At 66.7% G+C, this 18,088-nt stretch carries 11 protein-coding genes and 1 pseudogene; 2 read left to right on the top strand and 10 right to left on the bottom strand.

The genetic code is table 11. The annotated features are described in order from the left end of the window. Window positions 1–187: 187 nt before the first annotated feature. The 6 genes and pseudogenes from LPC10_RS05420 to LPC10_RS05395 form a co-directional block, all read right to left on the bottom strand. A pseudogene (locus LPC10_RS05420) lies at window positions 188–310 on the bottom strand (IS5/IS1182 family transposase); the annotation flags it as partial. Window positions 311–439: 129 nt separating this feature from the next. After that, window positions 440–1,240: an SDR family oxidoreductase gene (locus LPC10_RS05415; RefSeq protein ID WP_231345787.1), complete on the bottom strand. Its 801-nt coding sequence runs from the start codon at window positions 1,238–1,240 to the stop codon at window positions 440–442. A gap of 330 nt (window positions 1,241–1,570) precedes the next feature. After that, complete coding sequence (locus LPC10_RS05410; RefSeq protein ID WP_231345786.1) at window positions 1,571–4,732, bottom strand: efflux RND transporter permease subunit; 3,162 nt, start codon at window positions 4,730–4,732, stop codon at window positions 1,571–1,573. Between the two features lie 23 nt (window positions 4,733–4,755). Continuing rightward, on the bottom strand, window positions 4,756–5,913 hold the full coding sequence (locus tag LPC10_RS05405) for an efflux RND transporter periplasmic adaptor subunit (protein WP_231345785.1): 1,158 nt from the start codon (window positions 5,911–5,913) through the stop codon (window positions 4,756–4,758). Next, the gene (locus tag LPC10_RS05400; protein WP_231345784.1) at window positions 5,910–6,524 is read right to left on the bottom strand and encodes a TetR/AcrR family transcriptional regulator; all 615 of its coding nucleotides are present in this window, start codon (window positions 6,522–6,524) and stop codon (window positions 5,910–5,912) included. Before LPC10_RS05400 ends, LPC10_RS05405 begins: the two co-directional genes overlap by 4 nt. Before the next feature lie 2 nt (window positions 6,525–6,526). Beyond that, window positions 6,527–6,871, bottom strand: coding sequence for a multidrug efflux SMR transporter (locus LPC10_RS05395; RefSeq protein ID WP_231345783.1), 345 nt, complete (start codon window positions 6,869–6,871; stop codon window positions 6,527–6,529). 155 nt (window positions 6,872–7,026) lie between these two features. Here LPC10_RS05395 and LPC10_RS05390 point away from each other — a divergent pair, with 155 nt between their 5' ends. Then, window positions 7,027–7,560: a TetR/AcrR family transcriptional regulator gene (locus LPC10_RS05390; RefSeq protein ID WP_012606135.1), complete on the top strand. Its 534-nt coding sequence runs from the start codon at window positions 7,027–7,029 to the stop codon at window positions 7,558–7,560. A gap of 105 nt (window positions 7,561–7,665) precedes the next feature. Continuing rightward, complete coding sequence (shc, locus tag LPC10_RS05385; RefSeq protein WP_231345782.1) at window positions 7,666–9,603, top strand: squalene--hopene cyclase; 1,938 nt, start codon at window positions 7,666–7,668, stop codon at window positions 9,601–9,603. Between the two features lie 1,000 nt (window positions 9,604–10,603). Here the strand turns inward: shc and LPC10_RS05380 are convergent. The 4 genes from LPC10_RS05380 to LPC10_RS05365 all read right to left on the bottom strand — a co-directional run bounded on the left by LPC10_RS05380 (window position 10,604) and on the right by LPC10_RS05365 (window position 17,965). Then, window positions 10,604–10,960 carry a TIGR02594 family protein gene (locus tag LPC10_RS05380; RefSeq protein ID WP_231345781.1) on the bottom strand — a complete coding sequence of 119 codons (357 nt, stop codon included), beginning with the start codon at window positions 10,958–10,960 and terminating at the stop codon, window positions 10,604–10,606. A 305-nt stretch (window positions 10,961–11,265) separates the two neighbouring features. Beyond that, a protein-coding gene (locus tag LPC10_RS05375; protein ID WP_231343685.1) for an IS3-like element ISMch5 family transposase occupies window positions 11,266–12,413 on the bottom strand; the annotation gives its coding sequence in 2 pieces (ribosomal slippage) (window positions 11,266–12,164 and window positions 12,164–12,413; 1,149 coding nt in all). Window positions 12,414–12,440: 27 nt separating this feature from the next. Beyond that, complete coding sequence (locus tag LPC10_RS05370) at window positions 12,441–13,778, bottom strand: TadE/TadG family type IV pilus assembly protein (RefSeq protein WP_370644714.1); 1,338 nt, start codon at window positions 13,776–13,778, stop codon at window positions 12,441–12,443. Between the two features lie 455 nt (window positions 13,779–14,233). After that, on the bottom strand, window positions 14,234–17,965 hold the full coding sequence (locus tag LPC10_RS05365) for a vitamin B12-dependent ribonucleotide reductase (protein ID WP_231345779.1): 3,732 nt from the start codon (window positions 17,963–17,965) through the stop codon (window positions 14,234–14,236). Window positions 17,966–18,088 lie beyond the last annotated feature (123 nt).

Here is an 18,088-nt window from a genome sequence, read left to right as displayed (position 1 = left end):
CGAGGGCCCGTTGGGATGCTTGAAGAAAATGCGGAAAATTAGAAGCTGAAAGCGCTGAGGCAGCCGTCCGGCAGCGGGAAGGAAACAACCTTCAGCCCGAACAACGAACGCTCGACGCCGTCCTGCGCGTCGCCGACGAGAGAGACAGCCTGCCCCACCTACAGCTTCTCCGATTCGCCCTACAGAGCTGATCAACGAAGGCGACTTCGACGCTGTCGTCGATAGCCGCCTGCACGGTCTTGGCCAGCCGCTCGACCTGGGCGTGGTCATCGGCATTGGCCGGCGTGACATGCAGGGTCAGAAGATGGCCGCCGCTTACAGGTCCGCATCCTACTACTGCGCGGACTTCTGAGCCGACATGCTCGAAAGTCTGCAAGGGGTCATGAGTTCTCATGCTGATCATAAGCAAGATCCAGGCAGCGCCTTCTGAATGCCTCCGCTACTCTGCGCCGCCCGGCTCGGACATCTTCCTGTGCCGCTCCGCCTTTATCGAGTCGGGCAGGATGCGGTTCAGCACCGCAGCTTCGAACTGCGTCGCGATGCTACCAGCTACAACTTTCTCCCGGCCCTCTATCAACGCCTCGTAGCCCGCTCTGGCTACATCGGCCGGGTCGCTCTTGGGACCTGCCCCGATGCTGGTATCGTCCATGCCAGCGTGATGGAAGAAGTTGGTCTCCGTCTGACCCGGCAGGAGAGCTGTTACGGTGACGCCGGTGTCGCGCAGCTCGTTGCGAATGGCTTCGGCGAACGAGAGAACGAAGGCCTTAGATGCGCCATAGACCGCCTCGAACGGCACCGGTGTGGTGCCAGAGATCGAGGATGTGAACAGGATACGACCGCGGCCTTGGGCAACCATGCCGGGCACAATGAGCTTAGCGAGGTGGACTGTTTCGACGACGTTGATCCGCATGAGGTTCAACTCGTCCTCCCAGCGGTTCTCGACGAAAGGACCGCCGAGGCCGACACCGGCGTTGATGGCGATGGCCTCAAGGGGCTGCTCAGCAGCCAGGATCGCGGCATGGAGTGTTTCGACACCTTCAGGCGTCGACAAATCGGCTTGACAGGCCTGGACTGTGGTCCCGGCCTCTCGCATCCGACTGGCCACCTCGTGGACGTGCTCGCTGCGGGCGGCAATCAGAAGATCGTAGCTATCGGCTGCAAACAGCTTCGCCAGCTCCAACCCGATGCCGCTGGAGGCGCCCGTCACCACCGCCAGCCCCTTGCGCTCTCGCACTTCCATTGTTGGTCCCGTCTCCGATTGCCCTCGCGGGTGCGGAGGCGCAACGCTCCGGTGTTCGAGATGATCCTGCGTTGATCCATCATGCAAAGGCGGAGTGGGCCTTGAGGCTGCGTGGCGCCACTTCCAGACCTTCACCCAAAGCGAGCGGAATGGCCGCTTGTCGCCCGAGAGCTGCTATTGAAACGGAATGGTCGGTCCAGGTCTCCTTAAGATTGTCACGGTCGGCCTGCCGAGGAGGGCTGGGAAGCAGGCCGACCGCTATCGCGGACCGTGGGAAGGAACGGTCGCGCGACTTCTGCCGGGCGAGACCCGGATTTCTCGGAGCCGATCTCAGCTCGCGGGCATGCCGTGGGTGGCGGGGGCACCGGCGTGGGCCGACCCCTCCTTCGTCCCGCGGGCCTTCCGCGACCGGAAGGCCCGGGCGATCAGCACGTAGAAGAGCGGGGTGGCGAACACCGCGAGCACCGTCGCGGTGACCATGCCGCCGAACACGCCGGTGCCGATGGCCCGCTGGCTGTTCATGCTGGCGCCCGTGGCGATGGCGAGCGGCACCACGCCGAGGATGAAGGCGAACGAGGTCATCACGATGGGCCGGAAGCGCAGTTCGCACGCCTCCAGCGCCGCCTCGTGCAGGGACCGGCCTTGCGCGACGAGGTCCTTGGCCACCTCGATGATGAGGATCGCGTTCTTCGCCGTCAGGCCGATGACCGTGATCAGGCCGACCTTGAAGTAGACGTCGTTCGGCATGTCGCGCGCGAGCATCGCGAACACGGCGCCGACCACGCCGGTGGGTACCACGAGCAGCACGGCGAGCGGGATCGACCAGCTCTCGTAGAGCGCGGCCAGGCAGAGGAAGACGCAGAACAGCGCCAGCGCGAGCAGGTAGACGGCCTGCGAGCCGGAGAGCTTCTCCTGCAGCGACTGCCCGGTCCAGGCGAAGTCGAAGCCCGCGGGCAGTTGCCCGGCGAGCCGCTCCATCTCGGCCATGGCGTCGCCGCTGGCGTAGCCCGGGGCGGCGCTGCCGGAGATCTTGATGCTCGGGTAGCCGTTGAAGCCGACGACCTGCGCCGGCCCCATCGTCCAGGCGACACGCGCGAAGGACTGGAGCGGCACCATCTGACCCTTGGCGTTGCGGACGTTGATGTCGAGCAGGTCCTCGGCCCTCATGCGCCGGGACGCCTCCGCCTGGACGATCACCCGCTGCATGCGCGCTTGGTTCGGGAAGTCGTTGACGTAGGCCGAGCCGAGGCTCGTGGAGAGTGCGTCGTTGATGTCGGCGAAGGTCACACCGAGCGCGTTCGCCTTCTGCCGGTCGAGCGTGAGCTCGATCTGCGGCGCGGTCGGCAGGCCCTCGACGTAGACGCCCTGCAGGACCGGGCTCTGGCTCGCCGCCTTGAGCAACTGGTCGCGGGCGGCGGCCAGCGCCGCGTAGCCTTGCTGCGCCTTGTCCTGCAGGCGGAAGGCGAAGCCGCTGGAGTTGCCGAGCGCCTCGATGGCCGGCGGCGACAGCGCCATGGCGATGGCGTCGGGCAGGCCGCCGAGCACGGCGTTGGCCCGGGCGCTGAGCGCCTCCGCGCCGTCGTCCGGCCCACGTTCCTTCCAGTCCTTCAGGGTGACGAAGGCGATGGACGCGTTCTGTCCCTGGCCCGAGAAGCCGTAGCCGAGGAGCACGACCCGGGCCACCACCGACGGCTCGGCGCCGAAATGCTCCTCGATCCGCTTGGCCACGTCGAGGGTGCGGCCGGTGGAGGATTCCGGCGGGGTCTGCGCGTCGACGATGACGTAGCCCTGGTCCTCGATGGGCAGGAAGCTCGACGGCATGCGCAGGTAGCCCCAGCCCAGCGCCGCGACGAGCGCCGCGTAGACGAGGAGCGAGCGCACCGGCCGGCGCAGCATCCCGGCGACGCCCGTGCGGTAGGCCAGCGTGCCGGCCTGGAACCGGCGGTTGAACCAGCCGAAGAAACCGCCCTTGGCGTGGCCGTGGCCGGCCTCGACGGGCTTGAGCAGCGTGGCGCAGAGCGCCGGGGTGAGCGAGAGCGCCAGAAAGGCCGAGAACGCGATGGAGGTCGCCATGCTCACCGCGAACTGGCGGTAGATCACGCCGACCGAGCCTGGGAAGAAGGCGAGCGGCACGAACACCGCCACCAGGACCGAGGTGATGCCGACGATGGCCCCCGTGATCTGGCTCATGGCCTTGGCGGTGGCCTCCCGCGGCGGCAGCCCCTCCTCGGCCATGATGCGCTCGACGTTCTCGACCACGACGATGGCGTCGTCGACGAGAATGCCGATGGCCAGCACCATGCCGAACATCGTCAGCACGTTGATCGAGAAGCCGGCGACCAACAGCGCGCCGCAGGTCCCGAGCAGGGCCACCGGCACCACGATGGTCGGGATGATGGTGTAACGGAAGTTCTGTAGGAACAGGAACATGACCGCGAAGACGAGCGCCATCGCCTCGGCGAGCGTCATCAGCACCTTCTTGATCGAGACCTCGACGAAGGGCGTGGTGTCGTAGGGCACCGTCACGCTCACGTTGGCGGGCAACGTGCGCTGGAGTTGGGCGATCTTGGCCTTCACGCCGGTTGCGGCCGCGAGGGCGTTGCCGCCGGGCGCGAGCTGGATGCCGATGCCGGCGGCGGGGCGCCCGTCGAGGCGGGTCTGCATCGTGTAGGACTGCCCGCCGAGCTCGACCTCGGCCACGTCGCGCAGTCGGACTAGCGAGCCGTCGGGGTTGGCCCGCAGCACGATCTCCTCGAACTCCGCGACCGTGGTCAGCTGGCCCTTCACCAGGACGTTGGCGGCGATGCGCTGGCCTTCCTTGGCCGGCTGGGCGCCGACGATGCCCGAGGCCACCTGCGCGTTCTGCGCGCTGACTGCCGCCGTGACGTCGCCCGGCGTCATACTGAACCCGACGAGCTTGACCGGATCGATCCAGATGCGCAGCGCCTTCTCGGACGAGAACAGGGTCGCCCGGCCGACACCCGACACCCGCCTGAGCTCGCCCAGGATGCGTCGGGCGGCGAGGTCGCCGAGGTCCGTCTCGCTCAAGGCTCCGTCCTTGGAGGAGACGATGACGAACTGGAGGAAGCTGGTGCTGGCCTCCTCGACGATGACGCCCTGCTGGGTCACCGCCCGGGGCAGGCGCGCCTCGATGCGCTTGATGCGGTTCTGGACCGCGACGGTCGACTTCGACGGGTCCGAGCCCGGAGCGAACGAGGCCATGATCTGGGCTTGGCCCGAGGTGTCGCTGGTGCTCTCGAAGTACATCAGCCCCGGGATGCCGTTGAGCTCCTCCTCGATGATGCGGGTGACGCCGTCGTAGAGCCGTTCCGGCGGTGCGCCCGGGTAGGTCGCCGTCACCTGGATCGTGACGGGGGCCACGTCCGGGTACTGCGAGACCGGCAGGAACGCGATGGAGATCGCGCCGACCAGCATGATGAAGATGGAGACCGCCCAGGCGAAGATCGGGCGCTCGATGAAGAAGCGGGTCATGGGCTTGGGCCTGCGCGGAGGGGTCAGGGCTGCTGGGAGGCGGTGGCCGTCCGGGCGCCCTTCCAGGACACCGGGTTCACGGTCATGCCGGGCTGGATCTTCTGGAAGCCCTCGACGACGACGCTCTCGCCGGGCTTCAGCCCGTCCTCGACGATCCAGCCGGCGTCCGTGAGCGCCCCGGTGCGCAGGGGCCGCAGGGCGACCGCCTTGTCGGCGCCGACCACGAAGGCCTGGGCCTCGCCGGCGCTGGAGCGCTGGATGGCCTGCGCCGGAACGACGACGGCGCCGGGCAGCAGCCCGCGGGCGACGCGGATGCGGACGTAGGTGCCCGGCAGCAGGGCCACCTTCGGGTTCGCGAAGGTGGCGCGCAGGGAGACCTGCCCGGTGCCGGGGTCGACACTCACGTCCGAGAACAGGAGCTTGCCGGCATCGGGATGCAGGGTGCCGTCCGCGTGGACGAGCCGGACCTCGGCGCTCTCGTTGCCGCCGCGTTCGGTCAGGAGGCCGTAATCGGTGGCGGAGGCGTTGAAGTCGGCGAAGATCGGGTCGACCTGCTGGATGACCGCGAGCTTGGTGGCGTCGCCCTGACCGACGAGGGCCCCCTCTGTGACGAGGGCCCGGCCGATGCGGCCCGCGATGGGCGCCCGCACGGTGGCGAAGTCGAGGTCGATCCGGGCCCGGTCGAGCTGCGCCTTCGCGCTCGCGACGTCGGCCTCGGCTTGGCGCAGCGTCGCGGTGGCGATGTCGTGCTGGGCGGTGCTAGCCGCCTGCTTCTCCAGCAAGGTCTCGGTGCGCTCCGACTGCTTCAGCGCCTGCACGCGCGTCGCCTCGGCCCGGGCGAGGGCCGCCGCCTTGGCATCGACCTCGGCCTTGTAGACGGCCGGGTCGATACGGAAGAGCACGTCGTTCTTGCCGACGAGGCTGCCCTCCTCGAAGGCCCGCTCCCGGACGATGCCGGAGACCTGGGCCCGGACCTCGGCCAGCCGCGTCGAGGCGAGGCGCCCGGGTAGGTCGAAGGTGCGCGGCACGGTCGCCGGCTCGACCGTCGCGGTGGACACGTCCATCGGCGGCGTCTCCGCCGCGGCCGCGGCCGGGTCGTTGGCCGCGGGCTTGCAGGCGGTGAGCGTCCCGGCGAGCAGCAGCGTGACGAGGGGCAGGCGTCGGTGGTCACGCCGGGTCATGCGTGGAGTTCCTTCTCGAATCGGTGGGGGGCGACGTCGCCCTGCCGTGGGTCCGGCGGCGCCATCGCCAGAAGGCGGACGCGCAAGGCCGCCATGTCGGGGAGCGGGCCACCGGCCGCGTGAAGCAGGCAGGCCTGCCAAGCCCCGTCGGCGGCGAGGCGCACGACCTCAAGGGCCGGCGCCCCGTCAGTGGCGCGGTGCCGCTCCAGCCGTCGCGCGATCCACTCGGCTTGTAGGCGGCGGACGCCCGGGTCCGCCAGGGCGGTAAGGTGGAGGGTCGCCGTTCGGCTCTCCCGCCCGAGAACCGGATCGGAGAAGACCGCCTCGACATAGGCGCGGGTGAAGCTGCCGCTTGGCGAGGGATCCCTGGTCATCGCCGCGTCGATCTCGGCGTCGAGCCGTTCGGTCAGTGCGGCGAAGATCCCTAAGGCCAGGGCCTGCTTACTCGGGAAGTGGTGGAAGAGACCGCCCTTGGTCACGCCGGCTGCGTCCGAGACGGCCTGCATCGTGAGCCCGGCCGGCCCATGCTCCAGGACGAGGCGCGCGGCACCTTCCAGCAGGTTCCGCCGCACGAACTCGGGCTGCTTCTTGCGGGTGAGGGCGCTCGCCATGGTCAATGCCCCGTGGTGGCGGAGAACGCCTGCATCACCACGACCCCGCAGACGATCATCGCCATGCCGAACATCGCCGGCCCGTCGAGGGACTGCTTGAACACCAGGGCACCGACGACGGCGATCAGGACGATGCCGACGCCGCTCCAGATCGCGTAGACGACGCCGAGCGGCATCGCCTTGAGGGCGACCGACATCAGGAAGAACGCCGCGCCGTAGCAGGCCGCCATCCCGAGCGTGGGCCCGGCCTTCGTGAACTGCTCGGACTTCTGCAGCAGGGCCGAGCCCGCGACCTCGCAGGTGATGGCGGCGCCGAGTGCGGCGTAGCTGATGGTGGATACGGACATCCGAAGGCCTGCTCTCGTCCCCATGCCCCCGGACCCCTCGGTCCGGTTCATTCTCGATCTCGTCGGCAGCTCCGCCCCCGGGTTGGGACGCAGCTTGCCACCGCATGCATGATCGTTTAAATCCATCCATACGGAATTTAAAGAGGAAATCCCGGATGGGGCGTCCGAGAAGCATCGACCGGGACAGGGTGCTCGATGTCGCCGAGCGGATCGTGCGTGAGGAGGGCGCCACGGCGCTGACCTTCGACGCGGTCTGCAAGGCCGCGGGTATCACCAAAGGCGGGCTGCAATACTGCTTCGGCAGCAAGGACGACCTCATCGCGGCCATCGCCGAGCGTTGGCTGAGGGGCTTCGATGCGGAGGTGGCGCGCCACACCCCGCCGGACGGGACCGTTCTGGACCGGGTGCGTGGCTACGTGACTGCGTCGGCGCGCATGGACGAGCCGAGCCAGACCAAGATGTCCGGGATGCTCGTGAGCCTGCTGCAATCGCCGGAGCACATGGAGAAGGCGCGCGGCTGGTACGCCGAGTGGCTGGAGCGGCTCGACCCCGGTTCCGAGGCGGGGCGACGCGCGCGGACGGCGTTCCTCGCTGCCGAGGGGGCCTTCTTCCTACGCGGGCTCGGCCTGATCGAACTGGATCAGGCCGGCTGGGAGGACGCCTTCGACGACATCCTCAAGCTGCTCTGACCGTCCTCAAGCTGTCCCGACCGACCTGACTTCGGCGGATCCCGCCTGGTTCGCGTTGGCGCGGCCCCGATCCGTCCCCACACCCTACGCGAGCGGAATGACCCTATGAACACGGAGCCTCGCTTCTCCGCGCCCGAGACCCTGCGCGCCATCGCCGGCGCGGGGCGTGCCCTGGGCCGCCACCAGCGCCGGGACGGCCACTGGGTCTTCGAGTTGGAGGCGGACGCAACCATCCCGGCCGAGTACGTGCTCCTGGAGCACTACATGGACCGCATCACGCCGGAGCGGCAGGCCCGGGTCGGCGCCTACCTCCGGCGCATCCAGGGCGAGCATGGCGGCTGGCCCATGTTCCACGCGGGCGAGTTCAACATCTCGGCCAGCGTAAAGGCCTACTGCGCGCTGAAGGCCATCGGCGACGATCCGCAAGCGCCGCATATGGTCCGGGCCCGCCAGGCCATCCTAGGCCATGGCGGCGCGGAGCGCGCGAACGTCTTCACGCGCATCCAACTCGCCCTGTTCGGCGCCATCCCCTGGCGCGGCGTGCCGGTGATGCCGGTCGAGATCATGCACCTGCCCAAGTGGTTCTTCTTCAACATCTGGGCGGTGTCCTACTGGGCGCGCACCTGCGTGGTGCCGCTCCTCGTGCTGCAGGCGCTGAAGCCCCGTGCCCGCAACCCGCGCCGGGTAAGCTTCGAGGAGATCTTCTGGACGCCGCCGGGACAAGTGCGCGACTGGATCCGCGGTCCCTACCGATCCCGCTGGGGCGTGGTGTTTAAGCACATCGACACCGTGCTGCGCTGGACCGAGCCCCTGTTCTCGAAGGTCGCGCGCGAGAGCGCCATCGCCAAGGCTGTCGACTTCGTGGAGGAGCGACTGAACGGCGAGGACGGGCTCGGCGCGATCTACCCGGCCATGGCCTACGCGCTGATGATGTACGACGTGCTGGGCTACCCCGAGGACGACCCACGCCGCGTCACGATCTGGAAGGCCATCGACAAGCTGCTCGTCGAGACGGACGAGGAGGTTTACTGCCAGCCCTGCGTCTCGCCCGTGTGGGACACGAGCCTGTCCGGGCATGCCATGATCGAGGCGGCGCGGACTGGGGGCATCGAGGCCCAAGCGGAGCTCGACGCTGCGTGCGACTGGCTGGTGGCGCGCCAGGTCACGAACGTGCGGGGCGACTGGGCCGAGACGCGGCCGGACGCCGAGCCCGGGGGCTGGGCCTTCCAGTACCGCAACGACCACTACCCCGACGTGGACGACACGGCGGTGGTCGCCATGCTGCTCCACCGCAACGGCCGGCCCGAGCATGCCGAGGCGGTCGAGAAGGCGCGGCGCTGGATCGTGGGGATGCAGAGCCGCAACGGCGGTTGGGGCGCCTTCGACGCCGACAACGATCGCGAGTTCCTCAACCACATCCCGTTTTCGGATCACGGTGCTCTGCTCGACCCGCCGACGGCCGACGTCACCGGCCGGTGCATCTCGTTCCTGTCCCAGCTCGGCCACGAGGAGGACCGGCCGGTGATCGAGCGCGCCTTGGCCTACCTTCGGGCCGAACAGGAGCGCGACGGCAGTTGGTACGGGCGCTGGGGCACCAACTACGTCTACGGTACCTGGACGGTGCTTTGCGCTCTGAACGCGGCCGGGGTGCCGCACGACGACCCGATGGTGCGCCGGGCCGTGGACTGGCTGGTCTCGATCCAGCGCGCGGACGGCGGCTGGGGCGAGGACGAGCGCAGCTACGACGTTGGCCACTACGTCGAGAACGCCGAGAGCCTGCCTTCGCAGACGGCCTGGGCGATGCTCGGCCTGATGTCGGTCGGCCAGGCCGACCACCCCGCCGTCCTACGCGGTGCGGCCTACCTGCAGCGCACGCAAGGGCCGGACGGCGAGTGGCAGGAGCGGGCCTACAACGCCGTCGGCTTCCCGCGCGTGTTCTACCTCAAGTATCACGGCTACCGGCTGTTCTTCCCATTGTTCGCCCTCTCGCGGCTTCACAACCTACAACGGGGCAACAGCCGGGAGGTCAGCTTCGGCTTTTGACACGGGAAGGCCCATCGGGGTTCTGCCCCCCGATGTGACCGACTTGTCTGTCCCGTGGCCACCTCTGTCAGGTCCGCTTCCTCACCCCATCCGGACCTTCGGCAGGCACAGGTCGAATGACCGCAAGGGGTCAGGAGTTCGCTCGCCGTTTGCCCGGCTCTGCGCCATCTGCAGACCTCCGCCCTCGCGCGCTGGCGGGTCCGCTGTTGATGCGTGAGCAGACTTGGGTGAGCGACGATGCCGGCTGGGCGCCGGATCCAGATGCCGTAGACCGCGGCCACGATCGCCGCGACGCCGCCGACCACGGCCGTCGCGGGCCAAGTCGACCTGCTCTTGGGTGAGCCAGCCGCAGGCGACGGCGAAGCCGCCGAGGAAGGCAATGGCGAAACGCAGCGCGCTCGCGATCCGAGCTGCGTTCATGGTGTTATCACGATGTGAGGAGATGCGCGGCTGGCCCGGCCGGCTCGGGTACTTCGATCGGGGTAGGTCAGAGGCGCTACTTGAGCGACCCTGAGACAAGGAGCACGAATGAGCGCTGCTGTGGGACCGCACCACCTTCCAGCAGAGCGTCGACGGCGGGCTGGTGCAGGGAAGCACCGGCCCGCTGCTCTAGGGTCGGGCTCTGGCGTTCTGGACCAGCACCCCGATCGCGGTACGCCACAATGTTCGGCTGAGCCCTTCCAGCGCGAAGTGTATGAAGAGGTGTCGTGATACTGCGGATCGCCTTCCAACGCTGCGGCAAGCGACCGGCGGGTCGGTATTATGTCCCCTTCGATGCCGGCCCGCTGTACTCAGGCCTCGTTCGCATCCGAGCGCGCGGTACGGCTGCAGGTTTGAAGGCCTCGGATTACATTTGATGTAAGTACTTGAAACAACTTGATCTTCTTCCTAAAGCGCTGAAATAAAGCTGCTGCCGCTCTGTCTGTTGCCGGTCAGCTCCTGGACAGACGGCCTGCGGGTCGGTGCCTGGGAGGGGGCGCTGGGGGCCGGCCCGCTGCGATCACGCCTCGCTCACGCCCGAGCGAGCCCCGGCGATCGTCGCCGGCAGCGTGTGCGGCGCCGGAAGCGGCACATCCGCCGACCAGCAATAGGTGACGATTTCCGAGCGCTTGAACGCTGCTACGTTGACCGCGTCGCTCTGATTGCCGCCGAGCAAGAATACCTGAGTGACGTTCGCGCCGAACACGAGTCTGGTGTGACCCTGCCACGCGGAGCTGGTGCGCTTCTTCGTGGCGATGGCGCCGAGCGCGGGCGCCGGCAGCCCGACGCCCCAGGACTCGAACGGCCGAGCTGCGAAGCTGCGCGAGCCGCGATGCCCCGCGCGCTCCAGCACGGCATTGACGAAAGCCGCACACAAGGCGGTGCTGTCGGTCTTGATGCCGGGGATCCGGCCGGACCACGGCGGCGGGACCTCGGCGTCAATCAGCGCCTCGATCTTACCTATGCGGTAACGGCCCCTTGGCCGCCCCGACTTTCAACCGCCCCCCAGTGCAGGCAGGCTGGTCGATCCGTGCATCGGCTATTTCGGAGTATCTCGAAGGAGGTAACCCCAATTTGCGGGCCTCTCGGCTCAACCTATGTTCTAGGTTGGGACTGCGCCGCTTAGGTGATCACACCAGGAGAGTCGCTGATTGGCCTGCTGCCGGTTTGTTGGACACCGTCCTAAGCTAATTGGGTTCGGTTTTCGAACTCGACGGGGCTGAGGTAGCCCAAGGTCGAGTGCCGCCGCGCCAGGTTGTAGAAGCGCTCGATGGAATCGAACACGTCTGCACGGGCTTCATCCCGCGTCCGGTAGGTCCGTCGGGCGGTGCGCTCGGTCTTCAGCGAGGAGAAGAAGCTCTCCATTGCCGCGTTGTCCCAGACGTTGCCCGAACGGCTCATCGAGCAGGTCACGCCGTGCTCGGTCATTTGACGCTGGAAGGCTTCGCTCGTGTATTGCGAGCCCTGGTCCGAGTGATGCAGCAAGGCATCCGGCTTGCCTCTGCGCCAGATCGCCATGACGAGCGCATCTGTCACGAGTTGAGCCGTCATACTGGCCTGCATCGACCAGCCCACGACACGGCGCGAGAACAGATCGATGACGGCGGCGACGTAGAGCCAGCCCTCGGCGGTCCAGATATACGTGAAGTCGGCGATCCACTTCCGGTTCGGAGCGTCGGCCGCGAACCGCCGCTCCAGGAGATTGGGCGAGGCAGCGGCCCGCTCACCTTCGTCCTTTGGCAGGCCCCGTCGGCGCGGTCGCGCTCGCAAGGCATTCTCGCGCATGATCCGCTCGATGCGGTGCAGCCCGCATGACACGCCCTGGGCGAGCACATCGCGCCAGACGCGCCTCGCGCCGTAGGTGCGGTCGCTGGCCACGAAGCTCGCGTGGGCCTTGCTCAGGATAGCTTCGTCGTCCCGTGTGCGTCGGCTAGGCTGCCGGGTGAGCCAAGCGTGGAAGCCGGAGCGCGAGACACCCAGCGCCGCGCACATCCAGGCAACTGGCCAGACAGCACGATGCTTTGCGATGAACGCGAACTTCATATCGCGTCCCTCGCAAAGTATGCGGCGGCCTTTTTTAGGATGTCACGCTCCGCTTTTAGACGAGCGACCTCCTTGCGCAGCCGGTCGATCTCGATCTGCTCGGGCTTCATCTGCCCCTGACCGGGAAAAGCGTGTTGGGGATCGGCCGCCGCCTGCCTCACCCACCGGTGCAGCATCGTCTCGTGAACATCGAGATCGCGCGCGGCCTGCGCGACACTGACACCACGTTCCCGAATCAGTCGAACCGCCTCGATCTTGAACTCACGTCCGAACTTGCGACGCTGCATGGAGCACCTCCGGCTTCACCTTCACACCTAAACAGGGTGTCCGTGAAACCGGCAGCAGGCCAAGGCTGACATGTCCGCCACGGGCTTGCTGGAGTCGATCACGAGACGCCCGGCTGGAAGGTAGATGGTCCCCAGCATGGTGCGGGCATTGTCGCTGATGATGCGATATGTCCGCATCGGTTTGCTGGCAGCGAGTGGCGGGGGCGTCTTACCTGGCTTGAGATTGACCAATGAGGCAACACCCTCAATCACGTCTTCGAGCAAGTCTTCGAGTTGCGAGACGGGGTCGACCGGTGCTGAAACGGTCTTTTCCTCTGATATCAACAAGCCGGCCATGACGCCATTGACTGGGGCGGAAAGGCTGATCGTCGTCTTTTTGTCGAAGAGCAGGCTGCCTTTGTTCCCTGTGAAATAAAACGCCACGTCTGTGCCGGACAATGTTGCGTCATTCGCGACTATGAGGGGGCCATCCTTCATCACATAGATGCCAGGATTGAGCGTGACGACGGCCTTCTTTCTAATTTCAAGGCCGCCACAATACGTTCCAGGACTAAGAGTAATGCTCTGGTCTATTAGGTTCTTGCCAGCCTTCGGCTTTTTGGCTGCTCCATACGGCAACTCCATGCAGTTGCCGATTTCAGGCGCAGGGTGGTTGGCAAGGGGATCAGGAACGACCGGGCAGCCTGATTGCGGGTTGGGCGTGAAGTTTGCGCGTGTGGTGCTGGTCCCACCCGCCGAGCAGATCGTCTGCGCTCGGGCCAGCGCATTGTCCTTGCCGACCATGCCGGAGGCGCTTTTGGAGTTGGAATACAGCGCACAATCATAGGCCGTGACCTGCGCATTCTTTTCGAGGTTGAATGCGCCGGCCGCAGCCGGATCGAGCGCGAGCATGCACAGGCGCATCTTGCCGACCACGCTGGCCTTGGCCTTGGCCGAAACCTTCTGCGACGACATGCCGACAAACGGACCGAACGTGAGGTGGATGGTTTGCTCGACTATGGCCGACACGCTGGTTTTATCGCCAGCAACGTCAACTTGGATTGTGACAGGGTTCGTGGCGCTGTCCTTAATCTCGGCCTGGATGGTCTGGGTGGTCAGGCCAATGATCGAGTCGGTGTTGGACACCACAAGTTTGAGGGCATTGCCACCGGCCAAAACACCGGTGTCAGCCGCCTGCTGGATCTGGCTCTGCGCCGAGACCAGCCGGGTATAGTCAATGGCACCACCTACGAGACCGATCAGCGTCGTCGCGGCTAATGCGAAGATGACGGTGACTGAGGCGTCATCGTTCTGGCGAAAGCCGGCTGCGATCCGGTTGAACGGTCGGATCGTATTCCTGAGCCGTCCTTGACCGTGCGCCACGATTTCCTTCCAAGTGCCTTGCGTTCAGGCACAGTCGTAGCGTCAGTATCTTAACAGGATGCATGCGATCGACCGTCTTACAGACTTCGCCGAATTGAGAAAATATAAAGCAACATAACGTAGAGAGTGGCGATGCTACGCGCTTGAACAGCCAGTAGGGCTCATAACCTATTGCCGCCGATACAGGCCCTCGCGAACCTAGAGCTGTTCCCGGTCAGGTGGCGACGGCCAAGTCGTCTTCGTAGCCAGCTGCGGCGAGGTAATTGCGGCACTCCTGCGGAGTGAAGCGCGAGAACGCTTGGCGGATCGCACAGAGGATCGAAGCAACTCTATCAAATCTGCTTTGAGAGATGCTCCACAGGCGCCCCTCCGCTGGAGGGGCGCCTGAAAACCATCTATTCGTTCACAGTGCTCATCTTTTGCCTCAAGCTACACAGGCTACAGCCAACACGGCATAATCAAGAGCACCCTGTTGTGGATCCGCAGGTGTCGCATTTCAGGCAGGTGCCGTTGCGGACCAGCGTGAAGTTCGCGCATTCCGGGCAGGCCTCGCCGACATAGCCCTTCATCTTCGCCTCGGCCCGCCGGTCGGCGACGCTGCGCTCCGGCTTGGGCTCCGGCTTGGCGAAGGGCAGGGTCTCGACGCTGCCGAGGCTCTGCGGGGCCGCCTTGAGGGCGGTCGCACCCCGCACCGCGTGGACCGTGCCGCCGGCCGGCGTCGTCTGGCCTGTGGCGGAAGCGGCGACCCCCGTCGTGACACCCCCCGGACCGCCCTGGATCAGGGTGAGCCGGTCGGCCGAGCCGCGCAGCAGGCCGCGGGAGACGATGGCCGAGGCGGCCGGAGCGGGCTTGGCCGACTCGCGGGTGGTGTCGCCCTCGCCGCCGCCGAGCACCGTGCCGCCGATCTCGGCCGGGTTGACGTGGGCGAGATCGGTGCGACCGAGATACGAGACCGCCAGTTCGCGGAACACGTAGTCGAGCAGCGAGGTCGCGTTCTTGATCGCGTCGTTGCCCTGCACGAAGCCTGCCGGCTCGAACCGGGTGAAGGTGAAGGCCTCGACGTATTCCTCCAGCGGCACGCCGTATTGAAGGCCGAGTGAGATCGCGATGGCGAAGTTGTTCATCAAGCTCCGGAAGGTCGCGCCTTCCTTGTGCATGTCGATGAAGATCTCGCCCAGCCGTCCGTCGTCGTACTCGCCGGTACGGAGATAGACTTTGTGCCCACCGACGACGGCCTTCTGGGTGTAGCCCTTGCGCCGGTCCGGCATCTTCTCCCGCGAGCGGATGCGCTCCACGCGCTCGATCACCCGCTCGACGATCTTCTCCGCGGCGGCCGCCGCCTTGGCCGCGGCCGGGGCCTGGATGATCGCCTCGAGAGTGTCTTCCGCCTCGTCCTCGTCGTCCGAGATCAGTGCGGCGTTGAGGGGCTGCGACAGCTTGGAGCCGTCGCGGTAGAGGGCGTTGGCCTTCAGCGCGAGGCGCCAGGACAGCAGGTAGGCCGCCTTGCAATCCTCCACCGTGGCGTCGTTGGGCATGTTGATGGTCTTGGAGATCGCCCCCGAGATAAAGGGCTGCGCCGCCGCCATCATGCGGATGTGGCTCTCGACCGAGAGGTAGCGCTTGCCCGTGCGTCCGCATGGGTTGGCGCAGTCGAACACCGCGTAGTGCTCACGCTTGAGGAACGGTGCGCCCTCCAGCGTCATCGCTCCGCAGACATGGGTATTGGCGGCCTCGATGTCCTTCTTCGAGAAGCCGAGGAAGGGCAGCAGCTCGAAGGTCGGGTCGGCCAGCTTCTCGGCGGGCACCTTCAGAGTGTCCTTCAAAAAGTCGTCGCCGAGGGTCCAGCGGTTGAACACGAACTTGATGTCGAAGGCCGACTTCAAGCCTGCTTCCACCGCCGCGATCTTGTCATCCGAAAAACCCTTGGCGCGGAGCGACCCGGGGTTGATCGCGGGTGCCTGGCCCATCGAGCCGTGGCCGACAGCGTAGGCTTCGATCTCGGCGATCTCGGCCTCGCGATAGCCCAGCGCCCGCAGGGCATCGGGGGCGGCTTGGTTGATGATCTTGAAGTAGCCGCCGCCGGCGAGCTTCTTGAACTTCACCAGCGCGAAGTCGGGCTCGATGCCGGTGGTGTCGCAATCCATCACGAGGCCGATCGTGCCGGTCGGCGCGATCACGGTGGCCTGCGCATTGCGGTAGCCGTGCTGCTCGCCGAGGCGGAGCGCGCGGTCCCAGGCCGCGATGGCATGGGCGCCGATATCGGCCTGCGGGATGTTGGCGTGGTCGAGCGGCACGGGGGCGACGTTGAGGCCCTCGTAGCCGGCGGCCTCGCCATGCGCGGCGCGGCGATGGTTGCGGATCACCCGAAGCATGTGCTCGGCGTTGTCGGGATAGGCTTCGAAGGTGCCGAGTTCGGCCGCCATCTCGGCGGAGGTGGCGTAGGCAACGCCCGTCATGATCGCGGTGAGTGCACCGGCCAGCGCCCGGCCCTGATCCGAGTCGTAGGGCAGGCCCATGGTCATCAGCAGGCCGCCGATATTAGCGTAGCCGAGGCCGAGCGTGCGATACTTGTAGGAAAGCTCGGCGATCTCTTTGGATGGGAACTGCGCCATCATCACCGAGATTTCGAGCACCACCGTCCAGAGGCGGTTGAGGTGTTCGAAGGCCTCGACGTCGAAGTGCTTGGTCTCACGGTCGTACATCGTCAGCAGGTTGGCGCTGGCGAGGTTGCAGGCGGTGTCGTCGAGGAACATGTACTCGGAGCACGGGTTCGAGGCCCGGATCCGCCCGCCCTCCGGGCAGGTGTGCCAGTCGTTCATCGTGGTGTTGAAGTGCAGGCCCGGATCGGCCGAGGCCCAGGCGGCCTCGCCGATCTTCTCCCACAGCTCGCGCGCCTTCACGGTCTTGGTGACCTTGCCGGTGGTGCGCGAGGTCAGGCTCCAGTCGTCGTCGGCCTCGACGGCGCGCAGGAACGTGTCGGTCAGCGAGACCGAGTTGTTGGAGTTCTGGCCGGCCACCGTGAGGTAGGCCTCGGAATCCCAGTCGGTGTCGTAGACGGGGAACTCGATCTTGGTGAAGCCCTGGCGCGCGAACTGCACGACACGCTTGATGTAGGCGTCGGGCACCATCGCCTTGCGGGCGGCCTTGATCTCGCGCTTCAGCGCCGGGTTGCGCTCCGGGTCGAAGCAGGCGTCGCCCTCGGCCTCGCACTGGGTGCAGGCCTTCATCACCAGGGTAAGGTGCTTCGAGACGACCTTCGAGCCTGTCACCAGCGCGGCGACCTTCTGCTCCTCCTTCACCTTCCAGTCGATGAAGGCCTCGATGTCGGGGTGATTGATATCGACGATGACCATCTTGGCGGCGCGCCGCGTCGTGCCGCCCGACTTGATCGCGCCCGCCGCTCGGTCGCCGATCTTGAGGAAGGACATCAGGCCCGACGACTTGCCGCCGCCGCCGAGCTTTTCGTTTTCCGCGCGCAGCATCGAGAAGTTCGAGCCGGTGCCGGAGCCGTACTTGAACAGGCGGGCCTCCCGCACCCACAGGTCCATGATGCCGCCCTCGTTGACGAGGTCGTCCTGGACCGACTGGATGAAGCAGGCATGCGGCTGCGGGTGCTCGTAGGCGGTGGCCGACTTCGTCAGCTCACCGGTCTTCGGGTCGCAGTAGAAATGGCCCTGGCTCGGGCCGTCGATGCCGTAGGCCCAGTGCAGGCCGGTGTTGAACCATTGCGGAGAGTTCGGCGCCACCATCTGGCGGGCGAGCATGAAGCGCAGCTCGTCCATGAAGGCCGAGGCGTCTTCTTCCGAGGAGAAGTAACCGCCCTTCCAGCCCCAATAGGTCCAGCAGCCGGCGAGCCGGTCGAACACCTGGGTCGAGGAGATCTCTGAGACGAAGCGCTCCTCCTCGGGCAGCGCGGCGAGCGCGGCTTCGTCCGGCACCGAGCGCCACAGGAAGGAGGGAACGCTGTTCTCCTCGACCTTCTTCAGGCGGGCGGGGACGCCGGCCTTGCGGAAATACTTCTGGGCCAGAACGTCGGCGGCGACTTGGCTCCAGCTCTCGGGCACGGAGATGCCGTCGAGCCGGAAGACGATCGAGCCGTCCGGGTTGCGGATCTCGCTCACCGCCTTGCGGAAGGCGATGGACGCATAGGGAGACTGGCCTGCCGTGGTGTAGCGCCGCTCGAACCGCATGAATCCCTCTCCCTCGGAGTCAAGCGACCCCGTGCCGCGGCGCGGGCCGCGGTTCATGGATGAAAAGCCGGAATGCCCTCGGCCGGTTCGTCGACCCGCGTCAGATGAAGTGCGAGCCTGTCC

The organism is Methylorubrum sp. B1-46, assembly GCF_021117295.1.
Lineage (GTDB): Bacteria > Pseudomonadota > Alphaproteobacteria > Rhizobiales > Beijerinckiaceae > Methylobacterium.
The sequence above is the reverse complement of the archived record's forward strand: the minus strand, read 5'-3'. Positions and strand labels throughout refer to the sequence as shown.

Coding starts and splice junctions, on each gene's coding strand:
- LPC10_RS05415 (WP_231345787.1), bottom strand. CDS start 1,240: ATGGAAGTGCGAGAGCGCAAGGGGCTGGCGGTGGTGACGGGCGCCTCC.
- LPC10_RS05410 (WP_231345786.1), bottom strand. CDS start 4,732: ATGACCCGCTTCTTCATCGAGCGCCCGATCTTCGCCTGGGCGGTCTCC.
- LPC10_RS05405 (WP_231345785.1), bottom strand. CDS start 5,913: ATGACCCGGCGTGACCACCGACGCCTGCCCCTCGTCACGCTGCTGCTC.
- LPC10_RS05400 (WP_231345784.1), bottom strand. CDS start 6,524: ATGGCGAGCGCCCTCACCCGCAAGAAGCAGCCCGAGTTCGTGCGGCGG.
- LPC10_RS05395 (WP_231345783.1), bottom strand. CDS start 6,871: ATGTCCGTATCCACCATCAGCTACGCCGCACTCGGCGCCGCCATCACC.
- LPC10_RS05390 (WP_012606135.1), top strand. CDS start 7,027: ATGGGGCGTCCGAGAAGCATCGACCGGGACAGGGTGCTCGATGTCGCC.
- shc (WP_231345782.1), top strand. CDS start 7,666: ATGAACACGGAGCCTCGCTTCTCCGCGCCCGAGACCCTGCGCGCCATC.
- LPC10_RS05365 (WP_231345779.1), bottom strand. CDS start 17,965: ATGCGGTTCGAGCGGCGCTACACCACGGCAGGCCAGTCTCCCTATGCG.